The organism is Levilactobacillus humaensis (assembly GCF_024345185.1).
Classification (GTDB): domain Bacteria; phylum Bacillota; class Bacilli; order Lactobacillales; family Lactobacillaceae; genus Levilactobacillus; species Levilactobacillus humaensis.
Window position 1 is genome coordinate 1 of sequence record NZ_BROB01000029.1, and the last position, 22,770, is coordinate 22,770.

General features: G+C 47.7%; 26 protein-coding genes and 1 other annotated feature. All 26 genes read right to left on the reverse strand.

What is annotated here, in order from left to right; all coding sequences use genetic code 11:
- Positions 1-179 precede the first annotated feature (179 nt).
- Positions 180-1,538 (reverse strand): sensor histidine kinase, encoded by a 1,359-nt coding sequence (locus OCU14_RS09095; RefSeq protein WP_261810764.1) that lies wholly within the window; start codon positions 1,536-1,538, stop codon positions 180-182.
- A gap of 4 nt (positions 1,539-1,542) precedes the next feature.
- The gene (locus tag OCU14_RS09100) at positions 1,543-2,238 is read right to left on the reverse strand and encodes a response regulator transcription factor (protein WP_261810765.1); all 696 of its coding nucleotides are present in this window, start codon (positions 2,236-2,238) and stop codon (positions 1,543-1,545) included.
- A gap of 330 nt (positions 2,239-2,568) precedes the next feature.
- Positions 2,569-3,150 (reverse strand): TMEM175 family protein, encoded by a 582-nt coding sequence (locus OCU14_RS09105; protein ID WP_309296931.1) that lies wholly within the window; start codon positions 3,148-3,150, stop codon positions 2,569-2,571.
- A gap of 140 nt (positions 3,151-3,290) precedes the next feature.
- Entirely contained in the window at positions 3,291-3,800 is a 510-nt protein-coding gene (locus OCU14_RS09110) for a flavodoxin (protein ID WP_261810767.1), read from the reverse strand.
- 81 nt (positions 3,801-3,881) lie between these two features.
- A complete protein-coding gene (locus OCU14_RS09115; RefSeq protein WP_261810768.1) occupies positions 3,882-4,877 on the reverse strand; it encodes an alpha/beta hydrolase in 996 nt (331 codons plus the stop codon).
- A 38-nt stretch (positions 4,878-4,915) separates the two neighbouring features.
- Positions 4,916-5,656: an SDR family oxidoreductase gene (locus OCU14_RS09120; RefSeq protein WP_261810769.1), complete on the reverse strand. Its 741-nt coding sequence runs from the start codon at positions 5,654-5,656 to the stop codon at positions 4,916-4,918.
- Between the two features lie 132 nt (positions 5,657-5,788).
- Positions 5,789-6,235, reverse strand: a complete 447-nt coding sequence (locus OCU14_RS09125; protein ID WP_261810770.1) for a MerR family transcriptional regulator — start codon at positions 6,233-6,235, stop codon at positions 5,789-5,791.
- 39 nt (positions 6,236-6,274) lie between these two features.
- Positions 6,275-6,601 carry a carboxymuconolactone decarboxylase family protein gene (locus tag OCU14_RS09130; protein ID WP_261810771.1) on the reverse strand — a complete coding sequence of 109 codons (327 nt, stop codon included), beginning with the start codon at positions 6,599-6,601 and terminating at the stop codon, positions 6,275-6,277.
- A gap of 1 nt (position 6,602) precedes the next feature.
- On the reverse strand, positions 6,603-7,061 hold the full coding sequence (locus tag OCU14_RS09135; RefSeq protein WP_373875084.1) for a cupin domain-containing protein: 459 nt from the start codon (positions 7,059-7,061) through the stop codon (positions 6,603-6,605).
- A 122-nt stretch (positions 7,062-7,183) separates the two neighbouring features.
- Positions 7,184-7,786 (reverse strand): flavodoxin, encoded by a 603-nt coding sequence (locus OCU14_RS09140; protein WP_261810773.1) that lies wholly within the window; start codon positions 7,784-7,786, stop codon positions 7,184-7,186.
- Between the two features lie 118 nt (positions 7,787-7,904).
- Positions 7,905-8,462: a DapH/DapD/GlmU-related protein gene (locus OCU14_RS09145; RefSeq protein WP_261810774.1), complete on the reverse strand. Its 558-nt coding sequence runs from the start codon at positions 8,460-8,462 to the stop codon at positions 7,905-7,907.
- Between the two features lie 398 nt (positions 8,463-8,860).
- The gene (locus tag OCU14_RS09150) at positions 8,861-11,485 is read right to left on the reverse strand and encodes a YfhO family protein (RefSeq protein ID WP_261810775.1); all 2,625 of its coding nucleotides are present in this window, start codon (positions 11,483-11,485) and stop codon (positions 8,861-8,863) included.
- 469 nt (positions 11,486-11,954) lie between these two features.
- Complete coding sequence (rplL, locus tag OCU14_RS09155) at positions 11,955-12,323, reverse strand: 50S ribosomal protein L7/L12 (RefSeq protein ID WP_057877845.1); 369 nt, start codon at positions 12,321-12,323, stop codon at positions 11,955-11,957.
- A 48-nt stretch (positions 12,324-12,371) separates the two neighbouring features.
- Positions 12,372-12,878: a 50S ribosomal protein L10 gene (gene rplJ / locus OCU14_RS09160; RefSeq protein WP_261810776.1), complete on the reverse strand. Its 507-nt coding sequence runs from the start codon at positions 12,876-12,878 to the stop codon at positions 12,372-12,374.
- 24 nt (positions 12,879-12,902) lie between these two features.
- Positions 12,903-13,027 (reverse strand) — a sequence feature (ribosomal protein L10 leader region).
- 71 nt (positions 13,028-13,098) lie between these two features.
- A complete protein-coding gene (gene rplA / locus OCU14_RS09165; RefSeq protein WP_057877847.1) occupies positions 13,099-13,797 on the reverse strand; it encodes a 50S ribosomal protein L1 in 699 nt (232 codons plus the stop codon).
- Between the two features lie 98 nt (positions 13,798-13,895).
- Positions 13,896-14,321, reverse strand: a complete 426-nt coding sequence (rplK, locus tag OCU14_RS09170) for a 50S ribosomal protein L11 (protein WP_020088139.1) — start codon at positions 14,319-14,321, stop codon at positions 13,896-13,898.
- A 194-nt stretch (positions 14,322-14,515) separates the two neighbouring features.
- Positions 14,516-15,067 carry a transcription termination/antitermination protein NusG gene (gene nusG / locus OCU14_RS09175; RefSeq protein WP_057877848.1) on the reverse strand — a complete coding sequence of 184 codons (552 nt, stop codon included), beginning with the start codon at positions 15,065-15,067 and terminating at the stop codon, positions 14,516-14,518.
- Positions 15,068-15,191: 124 nt separating this feature from the next.
- Positions 15,192-15,368 (reverse strand): preprotein translocase subunit SecE, encoded by a 177-nt coding sequence (gene secE / locus OCU14_RS09180; RefSeq protein WP_261810777.1) that lies wholly within the window; start codon positions 15,366-15,368, stop codon positions 15,192-15,194.
- Between the two features lie 49 nt (positions 15,369-15,417).
- Positions 15,418-15,567 carry a 50S ribosomal protein L33 gene (rpmG, locus tag OCU14_RS09185; protein WP_083488483.1) on the reverse strand — a complete coding sequence of 50 codons (150 nt, stop codon included), beginning with the start codon at positions 15,565-15,567 and terminating at the stop codon, positions 15,418-15,420.
- A 75-nt stretch (positions 15,568-15,642) separates the two neighbouring features.
- Positions 15,643-16,203 carry a sigma-70 family RNA polymerase sigma factor gene (locus OCU14_RS09190; RefSeq protein WP_261810789.1) on the reverse strand — a complete coding sequence of 187 codons (561 nt, stop codon included), beginning with the start codon at positions 16,201-16,203 and terminating at the stop codon, positions 15,643-15,645.
- A gap of 84 nt (positions 16,204-16,287) precedes the next feature.
- The gene (locus OCU14_RS09195) at positions 16,288-16,839 is read right to left on the reverse strand and encodes an NYN domain-containing protein (RefSeq protein WP_261810778.1); all 552 of its coding nucleotides are present in this window, start codon (positions 16,837-16,839) and stop codon (positions 16,288-16,290) included.
- Between the two features lie 21 nt (positions 16,840-16,860).
- On the reverse strand, positions 16,861-17,634 hold the full coding sequence (gene rlmB, locus OCU14_RS09200) for a 23S rRNA (guanosine(2251)-2'-O)-methyltransferase RlmB (protein WP_057878097.1): 774 nt from the start codon (positions 17,632-17,634) through the stop codon (positions 16,861-16,863).
- Positions 17,631-18,050, reverse strand: a complete 420-nt coding sequence (locus OCU14_RS09205; protein WP_261810779.1) for a Mini-ribonuclease 3 — start codon at positions 18,048-18,050, stop codon at positions 17,631-17,633. Before OCU14_RS09205 ends, rlmB begins: the two co-directional genes overlap by 4 nt.
- Entirely contained in the window at positions 18,050-19,462 is a 1,413-nt protein-coding gene (cysS, locus tag OCU14_RS09210) for a cysteine--tRNA ligase (protein WP_261810780.1), read from the reverse strand. Before cysS ends, OCU14_RS09205 begins: the two co-directional genes overlap by 1 nt.
- A gap of 467 nt (positions 19,463-19,929) precedes the next feature.
- Positions 19,930-21,420, reverse strand: a complete 1,491-nt coding sequence (gltX, locus tag OCU14_RS09215; protein ID WP_261810781.1) for a glutamate--tRNA ligase — start codon at positions 21,418-21,420, stop codon at positions 19,930-19,932.
- Positions 21,421-21,572: 152 nt separating this feature from the next.
- Positions 21,573-22,760 (reverse strand): PIN/TRAM domain-containing protein, encoded by a 1,188-nt coding sequence (locus OCU14_RS09220; RefSeq protein WP_261810782.1) that lies wholly within the window; start codon positions 22,758-22,760, stop codon positions 21,573-21,575.
- Positions 22,761-22,770 lie beyond the last annotated feature (10 nt).

Consider the following 22,770-nt stretch of genomic DNA (forward strand, 5'->3'; position numbering starts at 1 on the left):
TTCTTGGTCGTTAAGTAATTGTACCCGCTATGGGTCTTTTTATTCAATTAGTGTTGCACTTCGATTGTAAATTCGTCAGCCACAAAAAGGCGTTTAACTATTATCTACATAATAGTTAAACGCCTCATTTACTGATACGTGACTAAAAAGAAATTAATCTGAAAATTTCTCAGAATCCCCTACTTTTCTGAGAAGGAGAGGATGAATTGGCTTCCCCTTGGGGTATTATCAATCACTCGGATTTCTCCATGATTTAAATGAACCAACTGGGCCACAATTGCGAGTCCCAAACCAGTCCCACCGATCTTACGATTTCGCGAGGAGTCAACCCGATAGAAACGATCGAATATCCGTGACTTTTGATCATCTGGAATTCCATTCCCGAGATCTTGGATAGTGATGCTACTGGTCGTTGCCGTCTGGTCCAACCGAATTATAATCGGTTGCTCGCTAGGTGAATACTTTCCCGCATTATCAATCAAGGCAGATAGAACCTGTTGGATACTCTCCGCATTCCCATTAACAACGAGTGACTGCACGCCTTCTAATCGAATTGGCTGTTTGAGCACTGCCCGCTCCTCTTCAATCGTTTCATTAATCAATGGAAACAGGTCGACGGCCTCCAACTTTAAGACCCCCCGGTCCGCTCGTGACAAGGTTAAGAGTCCGTTCACCAATCGCTGCATCCGCTGTGATTCCTCATCAATGAAGTGTATCGACTTAGGGATTATCTCAGGGTGTTCTGCTCCCCGCCGTTCGACCAACTGGACGTGACTACGAATCGCCGCGATCGGTGTCCGCAGTTCATGGGCAGCGTTTGAAGTGAATTCCCGTTCCTGCTCGGCATGCTGATTTAATGCTTGTAACAACTGATTAAAGTTGTTGGCCAGTTCGTGAACCTCCACCGGTTGATCCGGCACAGGTAAATTAGCCCGGACACTTTGCGCCTGAGCCTGCTCCTGAGTGGCACTGTTTAACTCTGCCAGTGGTCGTGTGATTTGCCGGGCCATCAACCGGACGTAAGCCCCACCAACGAAAATGACCAAAACCATCACGAGTAAGACCACCAGGATCACTGAGATTAAGAGCACCGTAATTGGCGTTAAATTCAACCAAATTTGCAGACGATTTCCATGTTGGGCGCCTTCACGGTAGTAAGTAAACCCATAATTGGGGGTATAAGCTACCGCCGAAAACAGTGGTAGCTTATAATGCTTCGTACTCAAAAAGTTTGCAGTATTAGGGGAATAATATTTCTTAGGATGTCGGTCATGAACGTTGTAGACGCGGACATACGTATTCTCAGTGTTGATTGAACTATACCGCCGCCAATAGGTCCAATCAGGTCGATCATCAATCACGGAACGTTTCAGGCTCTTGATGAGGGTGACCGAGGATTGTTCGCTCTGCTTGACCAGCTGGTACCCCACGGTTCCCACCACCGCAAGTCCCATGATTAGGGCTGTCAACACTAGTAGCCAATTGACCCGTCGCCGAATCTGTCGGGCGGTAGTCATCGTCTTCTGTTTTGCTGCCATGACCTCACCCCTCGTATTCATCAGATAAAACGTAACCGACCCCACGAACCGTGTGGATCAGTTCGGAAGCCTGCCCGGCATTGAGTTTTCGCCGCAAATAACGCACATAAACATCCACGATATTCGGTTGCCCCTCAAAATCAGCACCCCACACCGCGTCGAGTAACTCGTCTCGAGTTAAGGTCTGACCGGCATTCTTCATCAGGCAGAGTAAGAGCTCATACTCCCGCTGAGTCAGTTGAATCAAGCGACCTTGCCGCAGAACTTGACGTGATCGTGTATCCAGAGAAACATCCCCAACGTGCAGTTTGCTTTCCGTGACCGTCTGATGCTGTTGGTGACGTAAAATCACTCGGATTCTGGCTAGTAGCTCCTCAATATCAAAAGGCTTGGTGATGTAATCATCTGCCCCCGTATCTAAACCGGCCACCTTGTCTCCCACATAATCTCGAGCGGTCATCATGATGACTGGCAAATCATCGTGCCGCCGAATCCGGCGAAGGACGCCCAGACCATCTAGTTCCGGTAACATCCAATCTAAGAGAATCAAATCAAGCTGACCTCGATTGTTTTCATAAGTCGTCAGTGCCGTTTTACCATCCGTTGCATTCACCACGGTATAATCTTCAAATTGAAGTTCCGTCGTTAGCGAACTCAATAATGCCTCATCATCTTCTACAACCAAAACTGTCCCGGCCATTTGCTCACTCCCTATCAATAAGTCGATAACGCACAATTTTACAGTTGATATCAATAGCCACAAATCCGCAACATATCTTTTTCAGTATCCAGGAACACAGCTTCTTTTCTCTAGGTACCTACAAGGAAATTCCATATTTCCTGATTTGTAAGTATCCCGTCTAGTTTTTTATCCAAAAATGGGCTGCCTATTTTCTTTGGTTTCTTGCCCTTACCTCTGCACTTGCCAATACATCCCGCGATAGTCATGATTGAATCCAAGTATCCAACCAACGTTCACAATGACTCAAGTAGCGACTAATCTACATGACCCAGTAGATAATCTTTTTTATTAGCGAGTCCGCAATTCCCGAACACCATCAATCCCCACAACCAGCATTCCCAGAAAGATGGCCCAGACCATTGCGGGTGGGAAAACCGTGATTGACAGAAGCAGTCCCACAAACTTCACTAGTAGATCGAGGAAGACGGACCGGTTATCCAGATTGTATAGCCAGCCAAAGTGCGTCTTAGGATTCACTTTCTGTAAAGTTTTGGATATTAAAATGTTACTAAAAGTTACACCCAGAATGACAATCCCATAAAGCGCCTGCGCAGTTGAATTGTTAAAGTTTTGGGCCACTAAGCTGGTCGTATATGGAAAGAACGAGGACAGGAATAGCATCAGTAGGGATGCATAAACCGTACTCTCACTGATTTTATTTACCCGTTGCCAATGGCTGTGCTGAGTAGCCCACATTAGCCCAATCCAGAAAAAGGAAATCGTGTACGCCACAAAGTTTTCACGCAGCGCCCACAGTCCTTGTACACTCACAATCTTAGGCTTCTCCAATTCCAAGACCAAAATCGTCATAATAATTGCTAACACAGCGTCCGTAAAGGCAGCCAATCGCTCTTTATTCAAGCTTATCACTCACTTCATCGTTTAGTTATTTTTCATGACTCTAACTATACTACAGACGCCTACCTACTTCACCAATCAATGACTGCCCGGAATACTTCACGTCTCCAACAAAAATGGTGAGCATCCGCGCTAAGGGATACTCACCATTTTTATTTAATCAACTCATGCTTTTTCAAATAACTGGTAATTTCACGCAGGTCATTGGCAGCAAAACCAGTCTGGACATCCGCCCCAGTCGTCTTGGACATATCCTTCAGAAACGGTGTACTCTCTGAGATCTGACTGCTAGCACTCGTTGTAAATGGCACAATGACTTTCCCCTGAATGTCGGCCGTCTCAAAGAATGTATTCACAAACATCGGCGGCCGATGGAACCAGGTTGGGAACCCCAGATAGATTATCTGATACAGCTTCAAATCTAAATCATTGGTGATTTTTGGTCGACTATTTTTCTTCAACTGGCGTTGGGTCACCATCCCCAAACGCAGATAGGTCTTCGGGTAAGCTGGCGAGAAGGTCAACGCCTGCATATCCGCCCCAGTCTGTGCCTGAATGGCCTCCGCCGCCCGTTTAGTATTGCCTGAATTAGAGTAGTACAGAATCAGTGCGTGACTTGCACTATTACTGGTCACACTTGTTTCCTTGTCGGAATGAGCCATGAGATGTCCTCCTCATTTAATCTTGATTGCCATAAGAAAAGTGCCTAACCCCAATCAGTTAGACACTCAACCTACACCGTCTTAGAGCTTAGCACTAAAGAAATCATTCATTGCTGTAACTTCTTGGTCCACGTATTTTGGCACCCAATAAGTTTCGATGTGACTAGCGCCCTTGATCAAAATCAACTTCTTATCGTCAGTTCCAGTGGCTTTATTGAAGACAGCCTCCGTCATGTAACGGGTATCCGAGACATCCCCGACCATCATCAGTAAAGGCTGATCAATCAAGTCAACATTATTTTCAGCATCGAAGGCCATCAAGTCCATCAGACTCATTGCCGTGTAGCGACTCTGAGAGTTTGGGTGAAAATGCGTATCGCCATAGTATTCAACCCCATCACGGTATAAGCCGGCTGGAATCTGTTCCAATTGTTCCTTCGTAAATTCCGTCCGGTGTGTCAACAAGTCTCCAATGTAATCAACTTCACCAGTCTTGGCATACTTCTCACGGGCAGCCGCAGCTTGGGCCATCCGGTCTGGAATCGTGGCTAATTGACTATCGCCAAAACCATTCCGCCGAACCCGACCACTGTTGAACATGCTAATCGTCCCAACAGCTTTGATCCGCTTATCCGTCTTGGATACTTGGACGGTGTAACCTCCTCCACCACAGATTCCTAAAGCACCAATACGATTAGTATCAACACCCTTAAAGGTTTCTAAGTAATCGATGCTAGCGCGAATATCTTCGACACGGTTAGATGGTCTATCCGTTTGGCGAGGTTCACCTGCACTGGCGCCTTGATAAGCAGCGTCAAATGCCAAGGTCACAAAGCCCTTTTCAGCTAAACGCTGGGCGAACAACCCGGAAACTTGTTCTTTAACCCCACCATTGGGATGAGCAACAACAATGGCTGGTAATGATTGACTAGCATCAAAATTACTTGGCAAGTATAAGTTCGCCGCAATCTTAACACCATCAAAGTTGTTAAACGAGATTGGCCGTAATTCAACGCCACCAGGAACGTTTTCTTCAAGAGCACCAGCATAAACTAATCCAAATTTATTTTCTGACATAGTGAGTCTCTCCTTTAAAATGAGTTTTAATTTTTAATTTACATAACCTGTCTTGATGGACGAATAACAAATTCATTGATCTCTGTATCGGCTTCTTGGTTAATCGCAAAGGCAATCGTTTTCGCTACCCGTTCAGGAGCAATCGCAAAGGCATTGTAGAATTCTTCGGTCCCAGATTTAGTAGCTTCATCAGTAATGGAGTTCACCAGTTCCGTAGCGATTGCACCTGGGGAAACGACCGTGACCCGCACATTGCTTTCGGCAGCGGCTTCTTCCGCACGTAAGGCTTCACTAATCATCAAGACTCCAGCCTTAGTGGCACTATAAACCCCACTACCAGAGTGTGCTGAGTGCCCCGCAATAGAGGAAATGTTGATGAATTGACCAGCCTTTTGTTCCCGCATGGTTGGTAGGGCCGCATTGATACCATTTAAGACCCCCCGCAAGTTCACGTCGATCATGCGATTCCAATCGTCAACCTTACCTTGGATAAATTGGGATTGGGGCATCAAGCCGGCATTGTTCATCCAAACATCCAACCGGCCATAGCTACTGATGGCTTTGGCAGCTAGAGCTTTGACGTCATCTAGCTTGGCAACATCGGTCACAGCATACGTCGCTTCACCGCCAGCCGTTTCGATATCTTTGACAATTTTTTGAAGCTTGTCGGCACGACGCGCACCTAAGACCAATTGATTTCCTTGACTAGCTAATAACTTAGCGGTAGCTTCACCAATTCCACTTGAAGCTCCGGTGATGACAATAACCTTTTTTGACATTGCATTTCCTCCTGACCAATTTAAGACGCTTGCCTTTTGCTTGAGCCTCAGCTAATTTCATCTGCCTCACTCAATAAAGCTACTATAAACCATGAAGTGAACTCCACAGCAAGTGCTTTTGGTAAATTAATTTTATTTATTTTCGTTGGTACGCGCTTTTCGGTTAAACCGAGGGTCTTCCCACAGTTTATCCGCTGACTCAGTCCCAGCGCCGTCTACGCCAAACTTACCCAAGTGATGATCAAAGGTATCCAGCTTGTACTTCAGCAAGTTGCGGGTCCGCTCTAAGTCAGCCATCTTCTCATCCAGCTCACCTAACTGTTCGGTTAAAATATCCTTCTTAGCTGCCACCATATCACCCGATTTTTCTGTCAGTGTTGCGAATTCTAACAAGGCTTCAATTGATAGCCCTGCCTCACGCAACCTTTTGATAATAAAAATCCAGTTTAGGTCCACGTTACGATAGTTGCGGTACCCATTCTCATTACGCTCTACTGGCGGCATCACACCGATTCGTTCATAGTAACGGAGCGTGTCTACTGGTAGATTCATGATTTTTGCGGCCTCCTTACTGTTCATCTGCTCACCTCCTATTCTTACTTTAATTCTAACTGGCCTTTAGTCAGTTTCACCATAAATCTCTTTTGCCAAGTTTAGCGCTGACCATGCTTTCGGCCAGCCACAGTAAAACGCCAACTGGGTGAAAATTTCAGTCACTTCAGTCTGCGTAACCCCATTCCGTTTAGCCAGTACCAAGTGAGACTTTAATTGCGGGAAATTCCCACCAGACATGAGGGCTGCAATGGTCACCATGCTCCGATTGTGGAGAGATAACTTATCCGTCCGCGACCACACCTGATCAAATAAAATATCATCATTTAGTTCCGCAAACTTGGGGGCAAAATCACCCATTCTGTCGCGGCCCGCTGTCACTTTTTCTGCCATTTTACTTTTCCTCCTGTTGGTCTAACTGGTCATAATCTTTCTGATTGACTGGCTCTAACCATTCCGTTGTGCCCTTACCAATTACCAGGTGGGTAAACCAGGAATTTTTCTTAGCGCCGTGCCAATGCTTCTCGCCATCGTGGAAAACAACAACGTCGCCGGGCTTTAAGCTCTGCGCTGGTTGTCCGGCAATTTGAGCCCAGCCCTCACCAGTCGTAACCAAAATAATCTGATAGCCATCATGGTGAATATGCCAATTATTATGGGAACCTGGTTCAAAGCTGACACTGCCAACGTGGACATCGACATCATCCCCACTAGGCACTAACCCCTTAAGATAACTAGCTCCGCTAAAATACGGGGATGAGCCCGTATTTAACTCGCCCAGGCCAAAGATATTGTGTTTAACCGCTGCTTCATTTTTTGCCAAAACACCCGCCACTTTCGTTAATTTATTCATTGAATAAATCTTATAACGGCTCAATGATACCGCTTAACTCCTCATTAGCCAACGGATTACGTCTCATGCCGATTATCTTAATCAATCTTTCAACAATGATTATTCTCGCAATCAATTCGCCATTAAACCAGTTTATGCTGCTTCAAGTAACTCGTAATCGTCCTTGTCTCGTTAGCACGGAATCCGGTCTGTAATTTGACGCCGGTTCCTTTGGCCATCTTCTTCAAATAGGGCGTGCTCTCACTGATTTCACTGCTAGCACTCGTGGTAAACGGCACAACCGTTTTTCCTTTAAGCTTGGCCGTGGCGAAGAACGTATTGATAAACATCGGTGGTCGATGGAACCACGTTGGGAAGCCCAAAAGAATCGTATCGTACTTGGCTAATTTTGGTAGATTGGTGATTTTTGGTCGAGCCTTGATGTCAATCTGATGCTGGGCAAAGGCGCCTAACTTGTTGTAATTTTTGGGATAGACCGGATTCATCTTCATTTCAACGATGTCGGCCCCAGTTTGCTTCTGAATTTTCTTAGCCGCGATCTTTGTGGTCCCTGAGTTAGAATAGTAAAGAATCAACATTTTTTTACTCGTCTGAGTTGTCTTCTTATCCGTCTTCAAATCGCTGGCATTTGAAGCACTTGTCGTTCGTTGATTCATAACGTAGTAACCGCCCCCAAAAACAATTAGAACTGCCGCAATGATGCCTGCTACTAAACCTTTTTTCATGTTTTATCCGCCTCACTTTTCGTGTATTTATTTCAACAGAACCTATCATAAACCGTGAAGTTCACTTCATAGCAAGACTTAATTTCACTTTTTTTATTCTGTCACTGACGATGCTTACCTACTCCAAAGTTTTAATGACTTTTGCTGGAATACCCACGGCCACACTGTTGTCAGGAATGTCGTGGCTAACCACTGCGCCAGCCCCGATAATACTATTTTCACCAATGGTTACGCCCGGTAAAATATTGACGCGTGCGCCAATCCAAGCATTTTTCTTGATGTGAATTTCCTTTGTCATAATCGTGTGTAGATGCTTAGGCTGATGATTAACCGTAAACAGCCCAACACCCGGCCCCATCATCACACCATCCTCAATCGTGATAGTTCCAACCGACATCAGCGTCAAATCATGATTAGCATAGACATCTTTGCCCAAGAACACTCGGCTGCCAGCATCAATGTGCATCGGCGGCGTGAAGTAGGTGCCATCCACCATTTGTCCATACAGTAACTCATTCTCCAAAGCAACCAGTTTTTCTTTGTGCCGCGGATTAATCGAATTAATCTGAAACTGAATGTCATCCGACCGATCAATTTCGGCATGAACCTCTTTTCGATAGGTTGATTCCCGAGTGTCATAGACCTGCCCGTTTCTTAGATTTTCAAATATCGTCATCTGATTAACCTCCATGTTTTTTCTTTCACTAACATGAATATAGTCTAGACTATGGAGTAAGCTTTATAGCAAGCAATATTTTTTAGTAAAAACTGACATTCTAGGAATTTTCCCAAGAACGTCAGCCGAATCACTATTTAGTATTTTGACCAGATCGAAAAAAAGTAGTCAACTGGTAAGTTGTAGAGGTCAATTGTGGGTAGTTTCAAAAGGTTGTCGAAAAACTTTATCTAGTACCAGCTTTTATACTATTGCTACAATCCTTCTGTCATCGGGAAACGTCATCTGAAATTAACATAGGCGCTAATTATCATCTCTCCGAATACTAACTAAAAAAGTGGCACTGCCAGTCACCCAGCAGTGCCACTCACCAGTCGAAAACAACCGACTAGTCCTATTTATTTTTTAAAATGTCCATTTTTCATTGATGCTCGCTTGTCGCGCCAACGCCAGAGAATAGCGGTGCCGGAAAAGGCGACAATTCCGATGACACTGAGCAAGATACCTGCTCGACCACCGGGAACCCGGTAGGTCAACCGAATATCATTGTTCCCCGCCTTAATTGGCAAGGCCGTCATGCCGTGAAGCATCCGCTTAGGCGTCACCTGTCGACCATTGACTTGGGCATGCCAGCCGCCGTCGTTGGGCAGACTCACATACAGCCAACGTTTCTTAGCGGTCCCGGTGACGTTACCCGTCAACTCGGTCCGCCAATGACTGTCGGTGATATGCAGGTTCAGCGCGTGCTTCTTCACCGTTTTGACCACCTGTTTAAACTTCGGTTGCCGCAACGTCTTGAGCTCTAAGCCCAGATCGGCTCCCCGGTCATAGGCACTGAAACGAACCCGAACCCGCTGTCCAGCCTTAAAGGTTCCCAGGTTAATCAACGTGGTGTGTTGGTTCATGTTGATCTCTGGACCCACTGGGATGTGGTCAACCAACATCGTGGAATACTTAATGGCCCCATTAGGTGCCCACAGATACATGGGACCCGCAGTCTTAGCCGTAAAGTACATTGTGTGTTGGTAGGTATACCCGGTTGGTTGCCCCGCCCAGTATGGTGAATGTTCAACCTGGTCAACCTTGTTGGTTGCCGAGGACCAGTAAGACGTCTTGCTAGGTTTTAACGCCTGTAAGATTTTTTCCTGGTTACCGAAAGCATCGAACTTTAATTTCGTATGCGTCAAGCTCTTCGGCACGGCGAAACCCATGCCCACATAGCCGGAGTTGTTGGTCGTCGTGGCCCCAATCGTGGCCAATTCTACAGAGGTCTTCACCCCAAATAGCATGTCCGTGACTGGCGTGAGACCCCCACTACTGATCCGGCGAGGATTGTCACTCCCCAGGCCCAAACGATGCATCGTCTTCCGGGTTCGATCATTAATGGTCGAGTTATACCCAGAGACCCCATAGAAGTCAAACAACAGGCTATCGTTATAGCTCTTGTAAGACGATTCAAAGGCCCGCTTAATGATGCTATTTTCGTTATTTACCCGATAGAGTTGTCCCTTAGGTGCCTGAACACTCGCCATCTGTTGTTTTTCCAACATGTAGTTACGGGTGTAGACATCATGATGGCCAAATTCACTGGTACTCATCGCTAAGATAAAGTTACCCGCAACTTCGGTCGCCACCACGGCTCCCAACAACCATTGACGCCACAGACGCCGCGTACCAAAGATGACGGCTGCTGTCATGAAGAGATAGATGATCCCCAAGATCAGACTCGTCCAATGAACGCGTGAAATATCGGTATAGTAGTGCATCATCCGCGATGAATGACCCGTCACCAGCCGCAACATCACGGGAATCAGGAGTGACCCCACGATGGCTAGTAGCGCTAAGCCCGTTGGCAACAACCACTTAAATTTAGTCGCAATCTCTCGCGGTTCGGCCTGCCAAGCGGCAAAAGCCAAGATAACCATCACAAAACTAAAGAAGAAAACGTTTCGGAATGGGAAGCCCGCTGGTGCCTGCATGAGGTGCCAGAAGGTATTAAACAAGCGAATCCACAGCCCGAGGAACAGCACTGTCAGGAACCCAGCCCCAGCCCACTTGTGACGACGGGAGATTGCTGGGTGAACCCAGAAAACCAGAACCAGCAGCACGATCGCACTGGACACAAAGAGTGTCGGGGCGTGGTCCAGTCGTTGGCTGTTGTTGGTGCCCCCAACCATGAACTGGCCAAAGGCCTCCAGGCCAAACGTTGGCTCAACCTTGTAATTGGCCGCATAGGGCGCGCCCTTAGCCGTTTGTAGCATGCTGAGTCCGGTGGGAATCAGAACAAGCGCGGCACTGATCCCACTGAGAATGGCCGTGACCACAAACCGTTTGATCGGCTGCCACCAGGTCTTGAGACCTTCGGGCCGGTCGATAACCAATAAATAGATAAAATAGCAAACACTGAAGATACAGGTCATATAACCCAAGTAATAGTTAACGAGCATGCTGGCCAATAACCACCAGAAAAAGGCGGCTGGTCGTAATTTACGAACGAGTTGGTCCAGGCCAAAGGCCACCAGTGGCAGGACGATTAGCGCATCCAACCACATCAGATCAAAGTAGTTCACCGCGACGAACCCACAGAAGGCAAAGGCCACCCCAAAGAGCAGACTCATCCGGGCAGTGGTCGCAAAGTGGCGCTGCAAATACCAGGTCATAGTAGCCGCAATGCTAGCGATTTTTGCCATAATGATGATCGTCACTGCCATCGGCACATTCTCTGAGCTAAAGAGCAGGACGATAAGATTATAGGGACTCATTAGATAGTAAGTTAACGTTGGTGCTAGGTTACTTCCCATCACATGCGTAAACGAGAACATGCGGAAATCCAACGTGCGCAAGGCATGCTGAAAATCCGTCAACATTGGCACGTATTGCGTCCCCATATCACTAAAGATCAGGCTCCGATTACCAAAAGGGGTAATCTTCCAATAGCCAAAAACACCCACAACTAAAATAAAGGCTAGACAGAACGCCAGAATCACGTTCTGCCACCTATGATTCAAATGAAACCTTGCCAATCTTATTTCCCCCACTCCTATATGCCGTGCTTTCTCAATCTTGGTCTAATCCCACAGATCTAGCTCTCACAGCTAGCTGAGCGATCAGGTTTAATTTGTCCCCGATTAAATCTGTCGACTTGCTTGGGTCTTTGGTCTGGCTGCAAGTTCATCACAACCTCTTAATTCAGACAACTCCCCGTCGCCTGGCGATAGAACTTGGCCACCAAAAGCCCGTATTATATTTATAATAAGCGACTGCTGCGGGAAAAACTAGTCTTTGACGGAAACACCACCGTTTCTTAATAAACCGTTCAGCTTGCAGTGTCCCCCGCTTCGGTGGTTGCCGTCAATCCCACTCACCCGGTTAGGCAACCAGCTTAACGACTAATTTATTTCGGCATTTAAAAATTAAACCACGTGACCGAAAAATAGGTACAAAAAAACGCCACCCAAGGATGGCGTTTTCGATTTTAGTAAGTGAAGGTGACTACTTAAGAGTAACCACACCACCAACGGCTTCAAGCTTTTCCTTGATGTCGTTAGCTTCGTCTTCAGAAACGCCTTCCTTGATGACAGATGGTACGTTGTCAACGAGGCCCTTAGCGTCCTTCAAACCTAAACCAGTGATTTCACGGACAGCCTTGATAGCCTTAACCTTGGCGTCACCAGATTCAGTTAATTCAACGTCGAATGAGTCCTTGGCTGCGGCAGCATCGCCACCAGCAGCACCGGCTGCAGCAACTGGTGCAGCAGCAGAAACGCCGAATTCGTCTTCAATTGCCTTAACTAAGTCGCTAAGGTCAGTAATAGATGCTTCCTTAAGGGAAGCAATGATAGCATCTTTATCAAAAGCCATGTTATTTTCCTCCAATAGTTGGGTTCTAGTTTTGTGTTTCTTGGGTACTTAGGCTGCGTCGCCTTCGTCACCCTTGTCAACGATAGCCTTAATTGCGTAGGCCACGTTACGTACAGGTGCTTGAAGTTCACTAGCAAGCATGGAGAGCAGGTCTTCACGGCTAGGTAAGGTAGCGTAAACGTTGATTTCATCGATTGAGGCAATCTTGCCTTCGATGTAACCACCCTTAATAGAAAGAGCGTCGACACTATCTGCAAACTTCTTCAAAACTTTAGCTGGGGCAATTGGATCCTCGTTAGAGAAGGCAACGGCAGTTGGGCCGGCAAAGGTGTCATTTAAGTCACCGTAACCAGCTTTTTCAGCAGCCCGAACCAAAATCTTGTTCTTGATGACGTTCATTTGAACGCCAGCTTCACGTAATTCCTTACGTAATTCAGTAGCTTGTTCAACCGTTAAACCACGGTAATCAACAACTACAGCGCTGGTGGCGTTGTTGAATTTTTCAACAACCTCATCGACGATTTTTGCTTTGACAGCAATAGCTTGTTCACTCACATTGTTCACCTCCAAAAATAGTTTGGTGGGATAAAAAAATCCCTATGCCACCAAGACATAAGGAGTCAAAAGTTTAAGTAAACTTCTGCCTCGGCAGGAAATTAAGACCATTAGGCCACCTGAGTCTTAGGTAGATCTATTAAATACAACTTCAATAGCATACAATACTTGGCAGAACCTGTCAATGCATTGCTAGGGATTTTTTTGTTCTCAATAAAACTTAGGCAATCATAGATGCCAAGTCAACGTCAACACTAGGGCCGAACGTTGAAGAGATTGAGACGTGTTGTACGTAAGTGCCACGAACAGCGGCAGGACGTGCACGAACAATCAATTCAGCGATAGCCTTCAGGTTACCAGCTAACTTGTCTGCATCGAATGAGACCTTACCAAATGGAACGGCAACGTTACCGTCGCGGTCAGTCCGGTAAGTAACTTGCCCATTCTTAGCATCGGAAACGGCTTTTTCGACGTTCATCGTAACCGTACCCGTCTTAGGGTTAGGCATTAAGCCCTTAGGTCCTAAGACCCGGCCTAAACGACCAACTTGGGCCATCATGTCTGGCGTTGCGATAGCAACGTCAAAGTCTAACCAGCCGTCTTGGATACGTTCAACTAAGTCTTGTTCACCAACGACGTCAGCACCGGCAGCTTCTGCAGCCTTAGCTTGGTCACCCTTGGCAAATACAACAACAGTCGTGTCCTTACCAGTACCGTTAGGTAATACTAAGGCACCACGGAGTTGTTGGTCCGCTTGCTTGGTGTCAACGTTAAGCTTGAAAGCAACCTCTACGGATGCATCAAACTTAGCGAAGTCCATCTTCTTTACTAATGCCACGGCGTCGTCCATGCTGTAAACCTTGTCGGCTTCAACCAGCTTGGCAGCGTCTTGGTACTTTTTACCTCTTTTGTTAGCCATTTTTGTGTATTCCTCCTTGCAAATGTGGTTGTAACGGATAAACCTCCCACTTGACACATTTCATTTTCGTGAAGTGTCCGACTATCCGAAAACTGAGCTTAACCTTCGACCGTGAAGCCCATGCTCCGGGCAGTACCTTCAATCATGCGCATAGCTGCTTCAACATCAGCTGCGTTTAGATCTTGCATTTTAGTTTCAGCGATTTGCTTAACTTGATCCTTGGTTACAGTTGCAACCTTTTTCGTGTTAGGTTCGCCGGAACCACTTTCAACACCGGCAGCCTTCTTCAACAGCGTTGCTGCTGGAGGAGTCTTAGTGATGAAATCAAAGGAACGATCTTCATAGACACTGATCACAACAGGAATGATCATACCAGCTTGGTCAGCGGTACGAGCGTTGAATTCCTTAGTGAAGCCCATGATGTTGATACCTGCTTGACCTAAAGCTGGTCCAACTGGGGGAGCTGGGGTTGCTTTACCCGCAGGAATCTGTAATTTAACGACATTAGCTACTTTTTTAGCCACGAGACAATACCTCCTTGAGTCCGTGTGTGGTAAGTGGGGCTGTTAGTTTGCCCCTCCCACGTTGACTGTATGCTCTAACGCATACTAGAGAATCATACCACACTTCATTAACCACAACAAGTTCATTTTAAACTATCGCTGAGATGGCCCCGCCGCCTAACTACGACCGGGTATCGACAGGCTTTGATACCAGTCTACCCTAAGATAGGGTCAACTTGATCAAAGTTTAATTCGGTACTGGTTTCCCGACCGAACATGTCGATGTTCACCTTGAGCTTCATCTTTTCATTGTCAACTTCGGTAATCTTACCGACCAGGCCACTGAAGGCACCGTCGACAATCGTGACAGAGTCACCAGGCGCCACATCCAGATCGGCGTGACGTGCGGACATCCCGACACGACGCAAGATCCGTTCGACTTCATCTGGTAACAGTGGCGTTGGCTTACTACCTTGACCGTGAGAGCCCAAGAATCCGGTAACCCCAGGGGTATTCCGAACCACGTACCAAGCCTGATCACTCATGACCATTTCCAACAAGACGTAGCCAGGGAAGGTCTTTTCCATGGAGACCTTGTCCTTACCATTCTTGACTTCGTGGGCTTCTTCTTCTGGGACAACAACCCGGAAGATGTTATCCTGCATGCCCATTGATTCTGACCGGGATTCCAAGTTTGCCATAACCTTGTTTTCGTATCCGGCGTACGTATGCAAGACGTACCATTGCTTTTCCGCTGACTCAACCATGTTTGGTGCAACTCCTTTAAATAATTGACTTTTTCGAGCAAAATAAAAAAACTCCGCGCAAGTCGAAGTTCCTGTTACCTACCAATATAGCATATTTAACCGTGTTTGACCACTGACAATTCCACTAGGAGAGAAACTTCAGTCCGTACTGGACGACCCAGTCAACGACAGCGAAGAAAATGGAGAAAAGAACTGAAATCCCCACAACGGTCCCCGTGTCGTGCCGTGTTTGCTTAACACCTGGCCAAGAAACCTGCTTCATTTCTTGCCCTACTGACTTGAAAAATCGGAATAAACGCATGCTGTTGCCTCCTAAAATGTCCTGTGTTCGTTGGAATTGTTAGTCTAAATTAACGCGTCTCACGATGTAACGTGTACTTCCCACAATATTTACAAAACTTCTTAACTTCAAGTCGTTCCGTGCGGGTTGCGCTTGCTGTGATGGTGTAATTCCGTGACCCACAAACTGAGCAGGCCAAAGCAATCTTCTTCTGAGCCATCTTGCCACCACCTTTAATTAAATCATGTTCAATCTCATACTGCATTAGATTACCATCAAATACCGGTCTCGTCAATCATTCGGCCAATAACTCTCGTAGCTTTACCTGACAACGATGGACGGCGGCCGTCACTTGCTGGCGATTCATCTGTTCTTGCGCCTCAATTTCAGCCGGGGTCTCTCCGCGCATCAAGCCCGCAAAAACAGCTTTCTCGACACGTGAAAGTCGCCCGGGGAATACCCTGAGAGCGTCTTTAATTTCGAGTTGTTCGCGTACGGCCAATCGATGGTCCGGGACGGTATCGGCTAAATATTCACGGTGATCCTCCAAGGATACCTCAGGACCCACCGCCTGCCGCTTTTGGGCCTGACTTTGCCGAATCAGGTCAAAGACCCGGTGACTCAGGATCAAGCGATAGAAGGCCCCAAAATTTGGTGAACGGCGCGGCGAAAAGGTCAGGGTTGCCCGGCAAAAAACCAATAACGCCTCCTGCTCCCAGTCCTCGCTGTCGTGTCCCGGAATGAAGTATTGTTGCTGTAGGTGTAAGAGAATCGGTCGGTAGCGGTCAAATAGAACCATCAATGCCGGTGAATCCACACTCTGGCGAATCAAGATTAAGAGTGCCCAATCAGTCATTTGTCCCAATCAAAAAGCCTCCCTTTAGCTGCAACTTCAGTCTAAAGGAAGGCTTACCGTTCGCCGAGCGAACGCATGTTTTATTTATTGTTTTGGCTTCTTGGTCCGTGATGGCTTCGCCATCATCTGGTCTCGCAACTTCTCTAACTTGTAGAGTTGCTGGTCATTCCAAGGTGACTTGCGCACCAGTCCCTTGTCCGCAAACTCACGGGCAGTCTGTTTGACTTCATTTTTAGCCCGCTCAATATCTCGGAGGAGTTCTCCCGCAGGAATCCGCAAGGCTCCTTCCGAGAAGATCGTCCACTGTTCGGCCTGATCACTGGTAGCCACGGTAACCTGGGTAAACCGGGTCTGCCGCTCTTTAGCCAGCTTTTCGATATAACTATCCGCCGTCTCGTCACGATTCGTCCAGACCACTTCCAGGTCGAATTGCTGATAGCTCTTCGAGATTCCTGGCACGTACATGGCATCAAAAACCACGGTGATCTTCGCATCTCGCAACTTACGGTAATTAGCCAACATGCTCAGCAGCTGGTCTCTGGCCTCCGGTAACCGGTCTTTCAACTTTAACCGATTGAGCTCAGGCCAGTTGCCGATCATGTTATAGGCATCGACAATTAAAATATCTTCTTTCATATCCCTCGCCCATTTCTACGATTAGTGTTGTACGGGGTGCCGTGAACTGAACCCTTGATACATCAGGAGTCCGGCCGCCACACTGGCATTAAGGCTCTGGACAGAGCCCACCATTGGAATGGTCAGGGTTTCATCAACCGTTTCCTTCAGCAAGCGTGAAATTCCCTTGCCTTCGTTCCCAATGATCAGACCCGTGGCCCCCTTGGCGTTCCAGTCGCGATAGTCGGTGCCGGCCATGTCAGTCCCGAAGATCCAGAGTCCGCGTTCCTTCAAGTCCTTGACGGTGTTCACCAGGTTCGTCACTCGCGCAACGGGAACCGTTTCGATGGCCCCGGTTGAGGTCTTAGCAACCACGGAGGTTAAGCCCACTGCCCGGCGTTTAGGAATAATAATTCCGTGAACCCCACTGGCATCGGCTGTCCGCATGATTGATCCCAAGTTATGGGGATCTTCCACACCATCCAAGATTAGGAAGAATGGGGGTTCACCGGCGGCTTCCGCCTTGGCAAAGAGATCGTCGATCGTCGCATACTCAAAGGCAGCAACACCTAGGACGACCCCTTGGTGGTTCTCATGATCCGTCAGTTGATCCAGCTTCTGCTTAGGCACTTCAGAAATCACCAAGTGACGCTTGTGTGCCAATTGCCGAATCTCATCGATGGCTTCGGCCTTCAACCCACTCTGCAAGAAAACTTTGTTAATCGTTTGTTGACTCCGCAGTGCCGCAACGGCCGGGTGCCGGCCAATCACGAAATCTGCTGCAGTGTCCTTGGATTCATTTTGTTCTGGTTTCATTTGTTTGTCCGCCCCGCTTCCACTTGTTCAATACACCAGTTACTCAGCTCGGTGACCCGGTCTGTCTGACCACTGAGGGCCAGATACCCCATCAGGGCTTCAAACCCGGTCGAGATCCGATAGGTCACCACGTCCGTATTCTTGGCATGGGTGTAGCTCTTCGCATTCCGCCCACGCTTAAACATAGTCCACTCCGCATCGCTGAGGATCTTGTCCTCTTCCATCAATGCAATGAGGGCCGCTTGAGCCTTGGCGGAAACGTAGTGTGTCGCCGTCTTCTGCAAATGATTAGGCTTGGCAATTCCCGCCTCAATCAGGTGTTGGCGAATGTGAACTTCATAAGCAGCATCGCCCATGTAGGCCAATGCCACCCCATTTATTTGTCGAAAATCCGTTTTTTCAGCTTGTTCTGTCATTAATTTCCCTTTCTCCAGCGCGTCCCTTGGGGCGTGTCTTCCAAAATGATCCCTTGGCTCTTGAGTTGTTCGCGAATCTCATCGCTACGTTCGAAGTTCCGGTCATTTCTAGCCGCAATCCGTTCGTCAATCAGCGCTTGAATATGGTCATCGTCTAACTCAGTTGCTTCCGCAAAGGTCACCCCAAACACAGCTAAGAGGTCACTGAGCGTCTTGCGAATAAATTCGAGAGTCCCAGCAAAGACCACAGGCCGTTCGGCGTAGACGTTCCCTAAGCGGGCCAAATCGTGGACCTCAGCAATCCCGTTTTGAACGTTAAAGTCGTCGTCCATGGCATCAATATAATCCGCCGTAATCTGACGAATCTCTTGTTCTACCTTCGGATCGTTACCGGCCTCGGCATCCTTTAGCCGGTAACCCATGTTATTGTACGCCGTTTGCAGGCGTTCGAGGTTCCGCGCAGCGGTATCGAGGTTCCGTTGGCTGTATTGGATCGGCCGCCGGTATTGGGTTGTCGCCATAAAGAACCGCAACGTTTGGGCATCAACGGTCTTCAAGAGATCGTGCACCGTCACAAAGTTTCCCAGGGACTTGCTCATCTTCTCGTTTTCATCGCCAACCGTGACGAACCCATTGTGTAACCAGTAGTGGACAAAGGTTTTGCCCGTCTTGGCTTCACTCTGAGCGATTTCATTTTCGTGGTGCGGGAATGTCAAGTCCTCACCACCACCATGGATATCAAACGTGTCGCCCAAGAAGTGCGTCGACATCACGGAACATTCGATGTGCCAACCAGGACGCCCAGCACCCCAAGGGGATGGCCAGGAAATTTCGCCAGGCTTAGCACCCTTCCAGAGGGCAAAGTCGACGGGATCTTCTTTACGGGCAGTTTCCTCGTCATTCGTGTGTTGTGAAGCCCCTTCCTCAAGTTCATCGAGGTTCTGGTGGGACAGTTCACCATAGTGGGCAAACTTGTGTGCCCGGTAATAAACATCCCCATCAACTGGATAGGCGTAGCCCTTGTCGATCAGGGTCTCCACGAATTCAATAATTTCGGGAATGTGATCGGTCGCCCGCGGATTAACCGTGGCAGGTTCAATATTGAGTTGAGCCGTGTCTTCCTTGAACGCCTGAATAAACCGGTCGCCAAGTTCAGGCACCGTAATTCCTAATTTTTTGGCCTGTTTAATCATTTTGTCATCGACATCGGTAAAGTTTGAGACGTACTTGACTTGATAGCCGCGATATTCGAAGTAACGGCGGATGGTATCAAAGGCAATCGCACTCCGCGCGTTACCGATATGGATGTAGTTGTAGACGGTTGGCCCACAGACGTACATGTTCACCACTCCGGGAGTGATGGGTTCAAATGTTTCTTTCTGGCGGGTCATCGTATTGAATACTTTGAGCATCACGAGGCTCCTTTCGGGTAACTTGAATTAAAACGCCATGATCATCTGGTTTGGTGGCCTCCGGTGGATAGGGATTCCGTCCTGTGGGGCACGTCCGAAGCCAAGGAACGGTCTTCGAACTCGCCTCCAAGCCCCACCAAAAGCGTGGGTCTTGAAGACGTCCCGTGCTGTAAGGCCGGAAAAGCACCGACCTAACACCACCGACACGGGACTCCACCCTATCCACCTCCGGCAACCTTGCCAACCAGATCGGTCGTTTATAAACAATCCTGAGACTTATCCCCAAATCGTCATAATCCAACCATACCGCTGGTTTAACTGTACGTTTCTAGCCGCCTTCGGCGTAAAGATCGCAACATCAAAACCAAGACCATGCGTAAGATAGGTCTATTGTAGCATATTCAACCGATAACAAAGAAGCCGAATGGATGGCCATAGGCCCTTCATCCGGCTTCTTTACCAAATCGTTAGCCTTCGAGTTGCGCTAAAGTTTGGTGAATGTGTTGTAAGGCCGTTTCACGGCCAACTAATTCGATTGATTCTGGTAATTCTGGACCGTGCATTTCATGGGTAACGGCAATCCGAATAGGCATCCAGAGTTGACGACCCTTGATTCCGGTCTGTGCCTGGACCCGCTTGATCACGTGGAAGATTTCAACGGAATCAAACAGATCGAGCTTTTCGATTTCAGCGGCGAAGGCCTTCAAAACAACTGGGGCCGTTTCGTTACTAATTTCTTCCAAGGCTTCACCACTAACTTGGTCGGGTTCTTCGAAGAAGACCGAGGCCATGTCATTGATTTGGGCCATGTAGCTCATCTGACGCTTGTACAAGTTGATCAGTTGACGAGACCATTCGATGGTACTGGTGTCTGGGTTAGCAGGCACATTACCCGCCTTGATCAGTTGTTTCAAGGCCAAGTCCATGATGGTGCTGTCATCGGCATCCTTGACGTAACGGTTGTTTAACCAGTCCAACTTGTCACTGTCAAAAGTGGCAGGTGAGGAGCTCAGACGCGTTTCATCGTACATCTTGATGAATTGCTTCCGGTTGAAGATTTCATCTTCCCCAACTGGTGACCACCCCAACAACAGAATGAAGTTGAACATGGCTTCTGGCAGGTAACCCAGGTCACGGTACTGTTCGATAAATTGCAGAACAGATTCGTCACGCTTGGATAACTTCTTCCCAGTGTCCTTACTGATGATCAGGCTCATGTGACCGAACTTAGGCGCTTCCCAACCAAAGGCTTGGTAGATCATCAATTGCTTTGGCGTGTTGGCAACGTGGTCGTCCCCACGGAAAACGTGACTGATGGCCATCTTGTGGTCGTCAACAACAACGGCAAAGTTGTAAGTTGGCATCCCGTCACGCTTGGCAATGACGAAGTCTCCACCAATGGTGTCAGAGTTAAAGGAAACGTTGCCCTTAACCATGTCATCCCATTCGAAGATTTCATCCTTAGGTACGCGGAAACGGATAACTGGCTTCAAGCCCTTAGCCTTAGCGGCGTCGATAGCGGCTTGTTTTTCGGCTTCATCCATGCCGGCATATTCGTATTCGTAATGTGGCATTTCCTTACGAGCCTTTTGGGCCTCACGGTCGGCAGTTAATTCGTCTTCCGTCCGGTATGATTCGTAAGCCTTGCCTTCATCCAACAACTGTTGGATCAGTGGCGCATAAATATCACGGCGTTCGGATTGACGGTAGGGACCATAGTCGCCTCCGACATCGGGACCTTCATCCCAGTCCAAACCTAACCACTTCAAGTTGTCAAGTTGGCTTCTTTCACCATCCGCGATATTGCGTTTAGTGTCCGTGTCTTCGATTCTGATAATGAACTTACCCTTGTTGTGCCGGGCAAATAAGTAGTTGAAGATCGCTGTCCGGGCATTACCAATGTGCAGATGACCGGTAGGACTCGGTGCGTACCGAACCCGAATTGAATTCTTTGCCAAAACGTTTGCGCCTCTTTCTCTAATTTTTACGTCAATTTAGACTTATTGCCACCAAGTGCTGATGACAGATTGTATTAAGTGTACAATGCTCACCCCGAAAAATAAAGGGGTGGACCTCGTAAACACCCTTAAAAAGACTCGGCCATCGCAATTTAACGTGACCGTTTCGTCTTCTTCGAAGTCCCCTTACCGCCAGCCTTGGGCTTTTCGGTATGAGTTTCTTCTTCAATGTTCTTGCTGGAGTGAGCCGGCTTGGCGAAAATCATTCGCCCAGCATCGGTTTGAATGGCACTCGTCACGACCACATCCAACTGCTTGTTGATGAAGTAACGCCCGTCTTCAACGACGACCATCGTCCCATCATCCAGGTAAGCGACCCCTTGTTGTCGTTCCGTCCCGTTCTTCACCACCATCACATGCAGGTTTTCACCTGGAATGACCCGTGGTTTCAACGCGTTGGCCAATGAATTAATATTCAAGACCTGCACGTTTTGGAATTGAATGACCTTGTTGAGGTTGTAATCGTTAGTGACGATCACCCCACCATTTTCCTTAGCGAGCCGAATCAACTTGCTATCGACTTCGGGAATATCTTCATAGTCCCCTTCATACATTTCGATGGGCATGATGTGTTCGTTTTGGAGTTTGTTGAGGATGTCTAATCCGCGCCGTCCCCGAACCCGTTTGATAGAATCGCTAGAATCCGCGATGTATTGAAGTTCGTAGAGGACGAAATTAGGCACCAGTAACGTGCCTTCCAGGAAGCCGGTCTTCGCCAAATCATAGATCCGACCATCGATTAAGATGTTAGTATCCAGAATCTTGTAGTGGTGAAAATTAGGTTCCGTTGGCTTATCCAACACCTTCTCAGGTTCCTCTTCCGTCGCCTTCTTACTCCGCGGCGTGAACAGGTTCCGCCATTCTTCTCCCCGCATCTTACTGAGACGCATCCCGATTCGGAAACCGAGATAGCCGAAGAGCAGCATGAGCAACGCTGGAATCAACGTGCCAATGAAGAATGAAGGAACTCGGAACAGAAACTGAGAAATCAACAGAGCCAGGGCTAAACCAATGATGGCCCCCAGGCTCCCAAAGATTAACACCATCGGATCCTGCTTGTTCAGATAGGATTCGAGGCGGCTAATCAGTGACATAATCAGTCCGGCAAATAGTAAGCCTAAAATAAGGAATATAATTGCACCGATTAAGATATTAGCTAACGCATTATTTACCAGTGGACTGGTTAAGCCGACAAGATGCCAGAGACGTGGCAGGTAGGCCACCCCCATGACACCCCCGAGAATTGCAAAAATCACGAGAATAACTGTTTTCTTACGCATAAATTCACCT

Coding starts and splice junctions, on each gene's coding strand:
- OCU14_RS09095 (WP_261810764.1), bottom strand. CDS start 1,538: ATGGCAGCAAAACAGAAGACGATGACTACCGCCCGACAGATTCGGCGA.
- OCU14_RS09100 (WP_261810765.1), bottom strand. CDS start 2,238: ATGGCCGGGACAGTTTTGGTTGTAGAAGATGATGAGGCATTATTGAGT.
- OCU14_RS09110 (WP_261810767.1), bottom strand. CDS start 3,800: ATGGCTCATTCCGACAAGGAAACAAGTGTGACCAGTAATAGTGCAAGT.
- OCU14_RS09115 (WP_261810768.1), bottom strand. CDS start 4,877: ATGTCAGAAAATAAATTTGGATTAGTTTATGCTGGTGCTCTTGAAGAA.
- OCU14_RS09120 (WP_261810769.1), bottom strand. CDS start 5,656: ATGTCAAAAAAGGTTATTGTCATCACCGGAGCTTCAAGTGGAATTGGT.
- OCU14_RS09125 (WP_261810770.1), bottom strand. CDS start 6,235: ATGAACAGTAAGGAGGCCGCAAAAATCATGAATCTACCAGTAGACACG.
- OCU14_RS09130 (WP_261810771.1), bottom strand. CDS start 6,601: ATGGCAGAAAAAGTGACAGCGGGCCGCGACAGAATGGGTGATTTTGCC.
- OCU14_RS09135 (WP_373875084.1), bottom strand. CDS start 7,061: ATGAATAAATTAACGAAAGTGGCGGGTGTTTTGGCAAAAAATGAAGCA.
- OCU14_RS09140 (WP_261810773.1), bottom strand. CDS start 7,786: ATGAAAAAAGGTTTAGTAGCAGGCATCATTGCGGCAGTTCTAATTGTT.
- OCU14_RS09145 (WP_261810774.1), bottom strand. CDS start 8,462: ATGACGATATTTGAAAATCTAAGAAACGGGCAGGTCTATGACACTCGG.
- rplL (WP_057877845.1), bottom strand. CDS start 12,323: ATGGCTTTTGATAAAGATGCTATCATTGCTTCCCTTAAGGAAGCATCT.
- rplA (WP_057877847.1), bottom strand. CDS start 13,797: ATGGCTAACAAAAGAGGTAAAAAGTACCAAGACGCTGCCAAGCTGGTT.
- nusG (WP_057877848.1), bottom strand. CDS start 15,067: ATGGTTGAGTCAGCGGAAAAGCAATGGTACGTCTTGCATACGTACGCC.
- secE (WP_261810777.1), bottom strand. CDS start 15,368: ATGCGTTTATTCCGATTTTTCAAGTCAGTAGGGCAAGAAATGAAGCAG.
- rpmG (WP_083488483.1), bottom strand. CDS start 15,567: ATGGCTCAGAAGAAGATTGCTTTGGCCTGCTCAGTTTGTGGGTCACGG.
- OCU14_RS09190 (WP_261810789.1), bottom strand. CDS start 16,203: ATGACTGATTGGGCACTCTTAATCTTGATTCGCCAGAGTGTGGATTCA.
- OCU14_RS09195 (WP_261810778.1), bottom strand. CDS start 16,839: ATGAAAGAAGATATTTTAATTGTCGATGCCTATAACATGATCGGCAAC.
- rlmB (WP_057878097.1), bottom strand. CDS start 17,634: ATGAAACCAGAACAAAATGAATCCAAGGACACTGCAGCAGATTTCGTG.
- OCU14_RS09205 (WP_261810779.1), bottom strand. CDS start 18,050: ATGACAGAACAAGCTGAAAAAACGGATTTTCGACAAATAAATGGGGTG.
- cysS (WP_261810780.1), bottom strand. CDS start 19,462: ATGCTCAAAGTATTCAATACGATGACCCGCCAGAAAGAAACATTTGAA.
- OCU14_RS09220 (WP_261810782.1), bottom strand. CDS start 22,760: ATGCGTAAGAAAACAGTTATTCTCGTGATTTTTGCAATTCTCGGGGGT.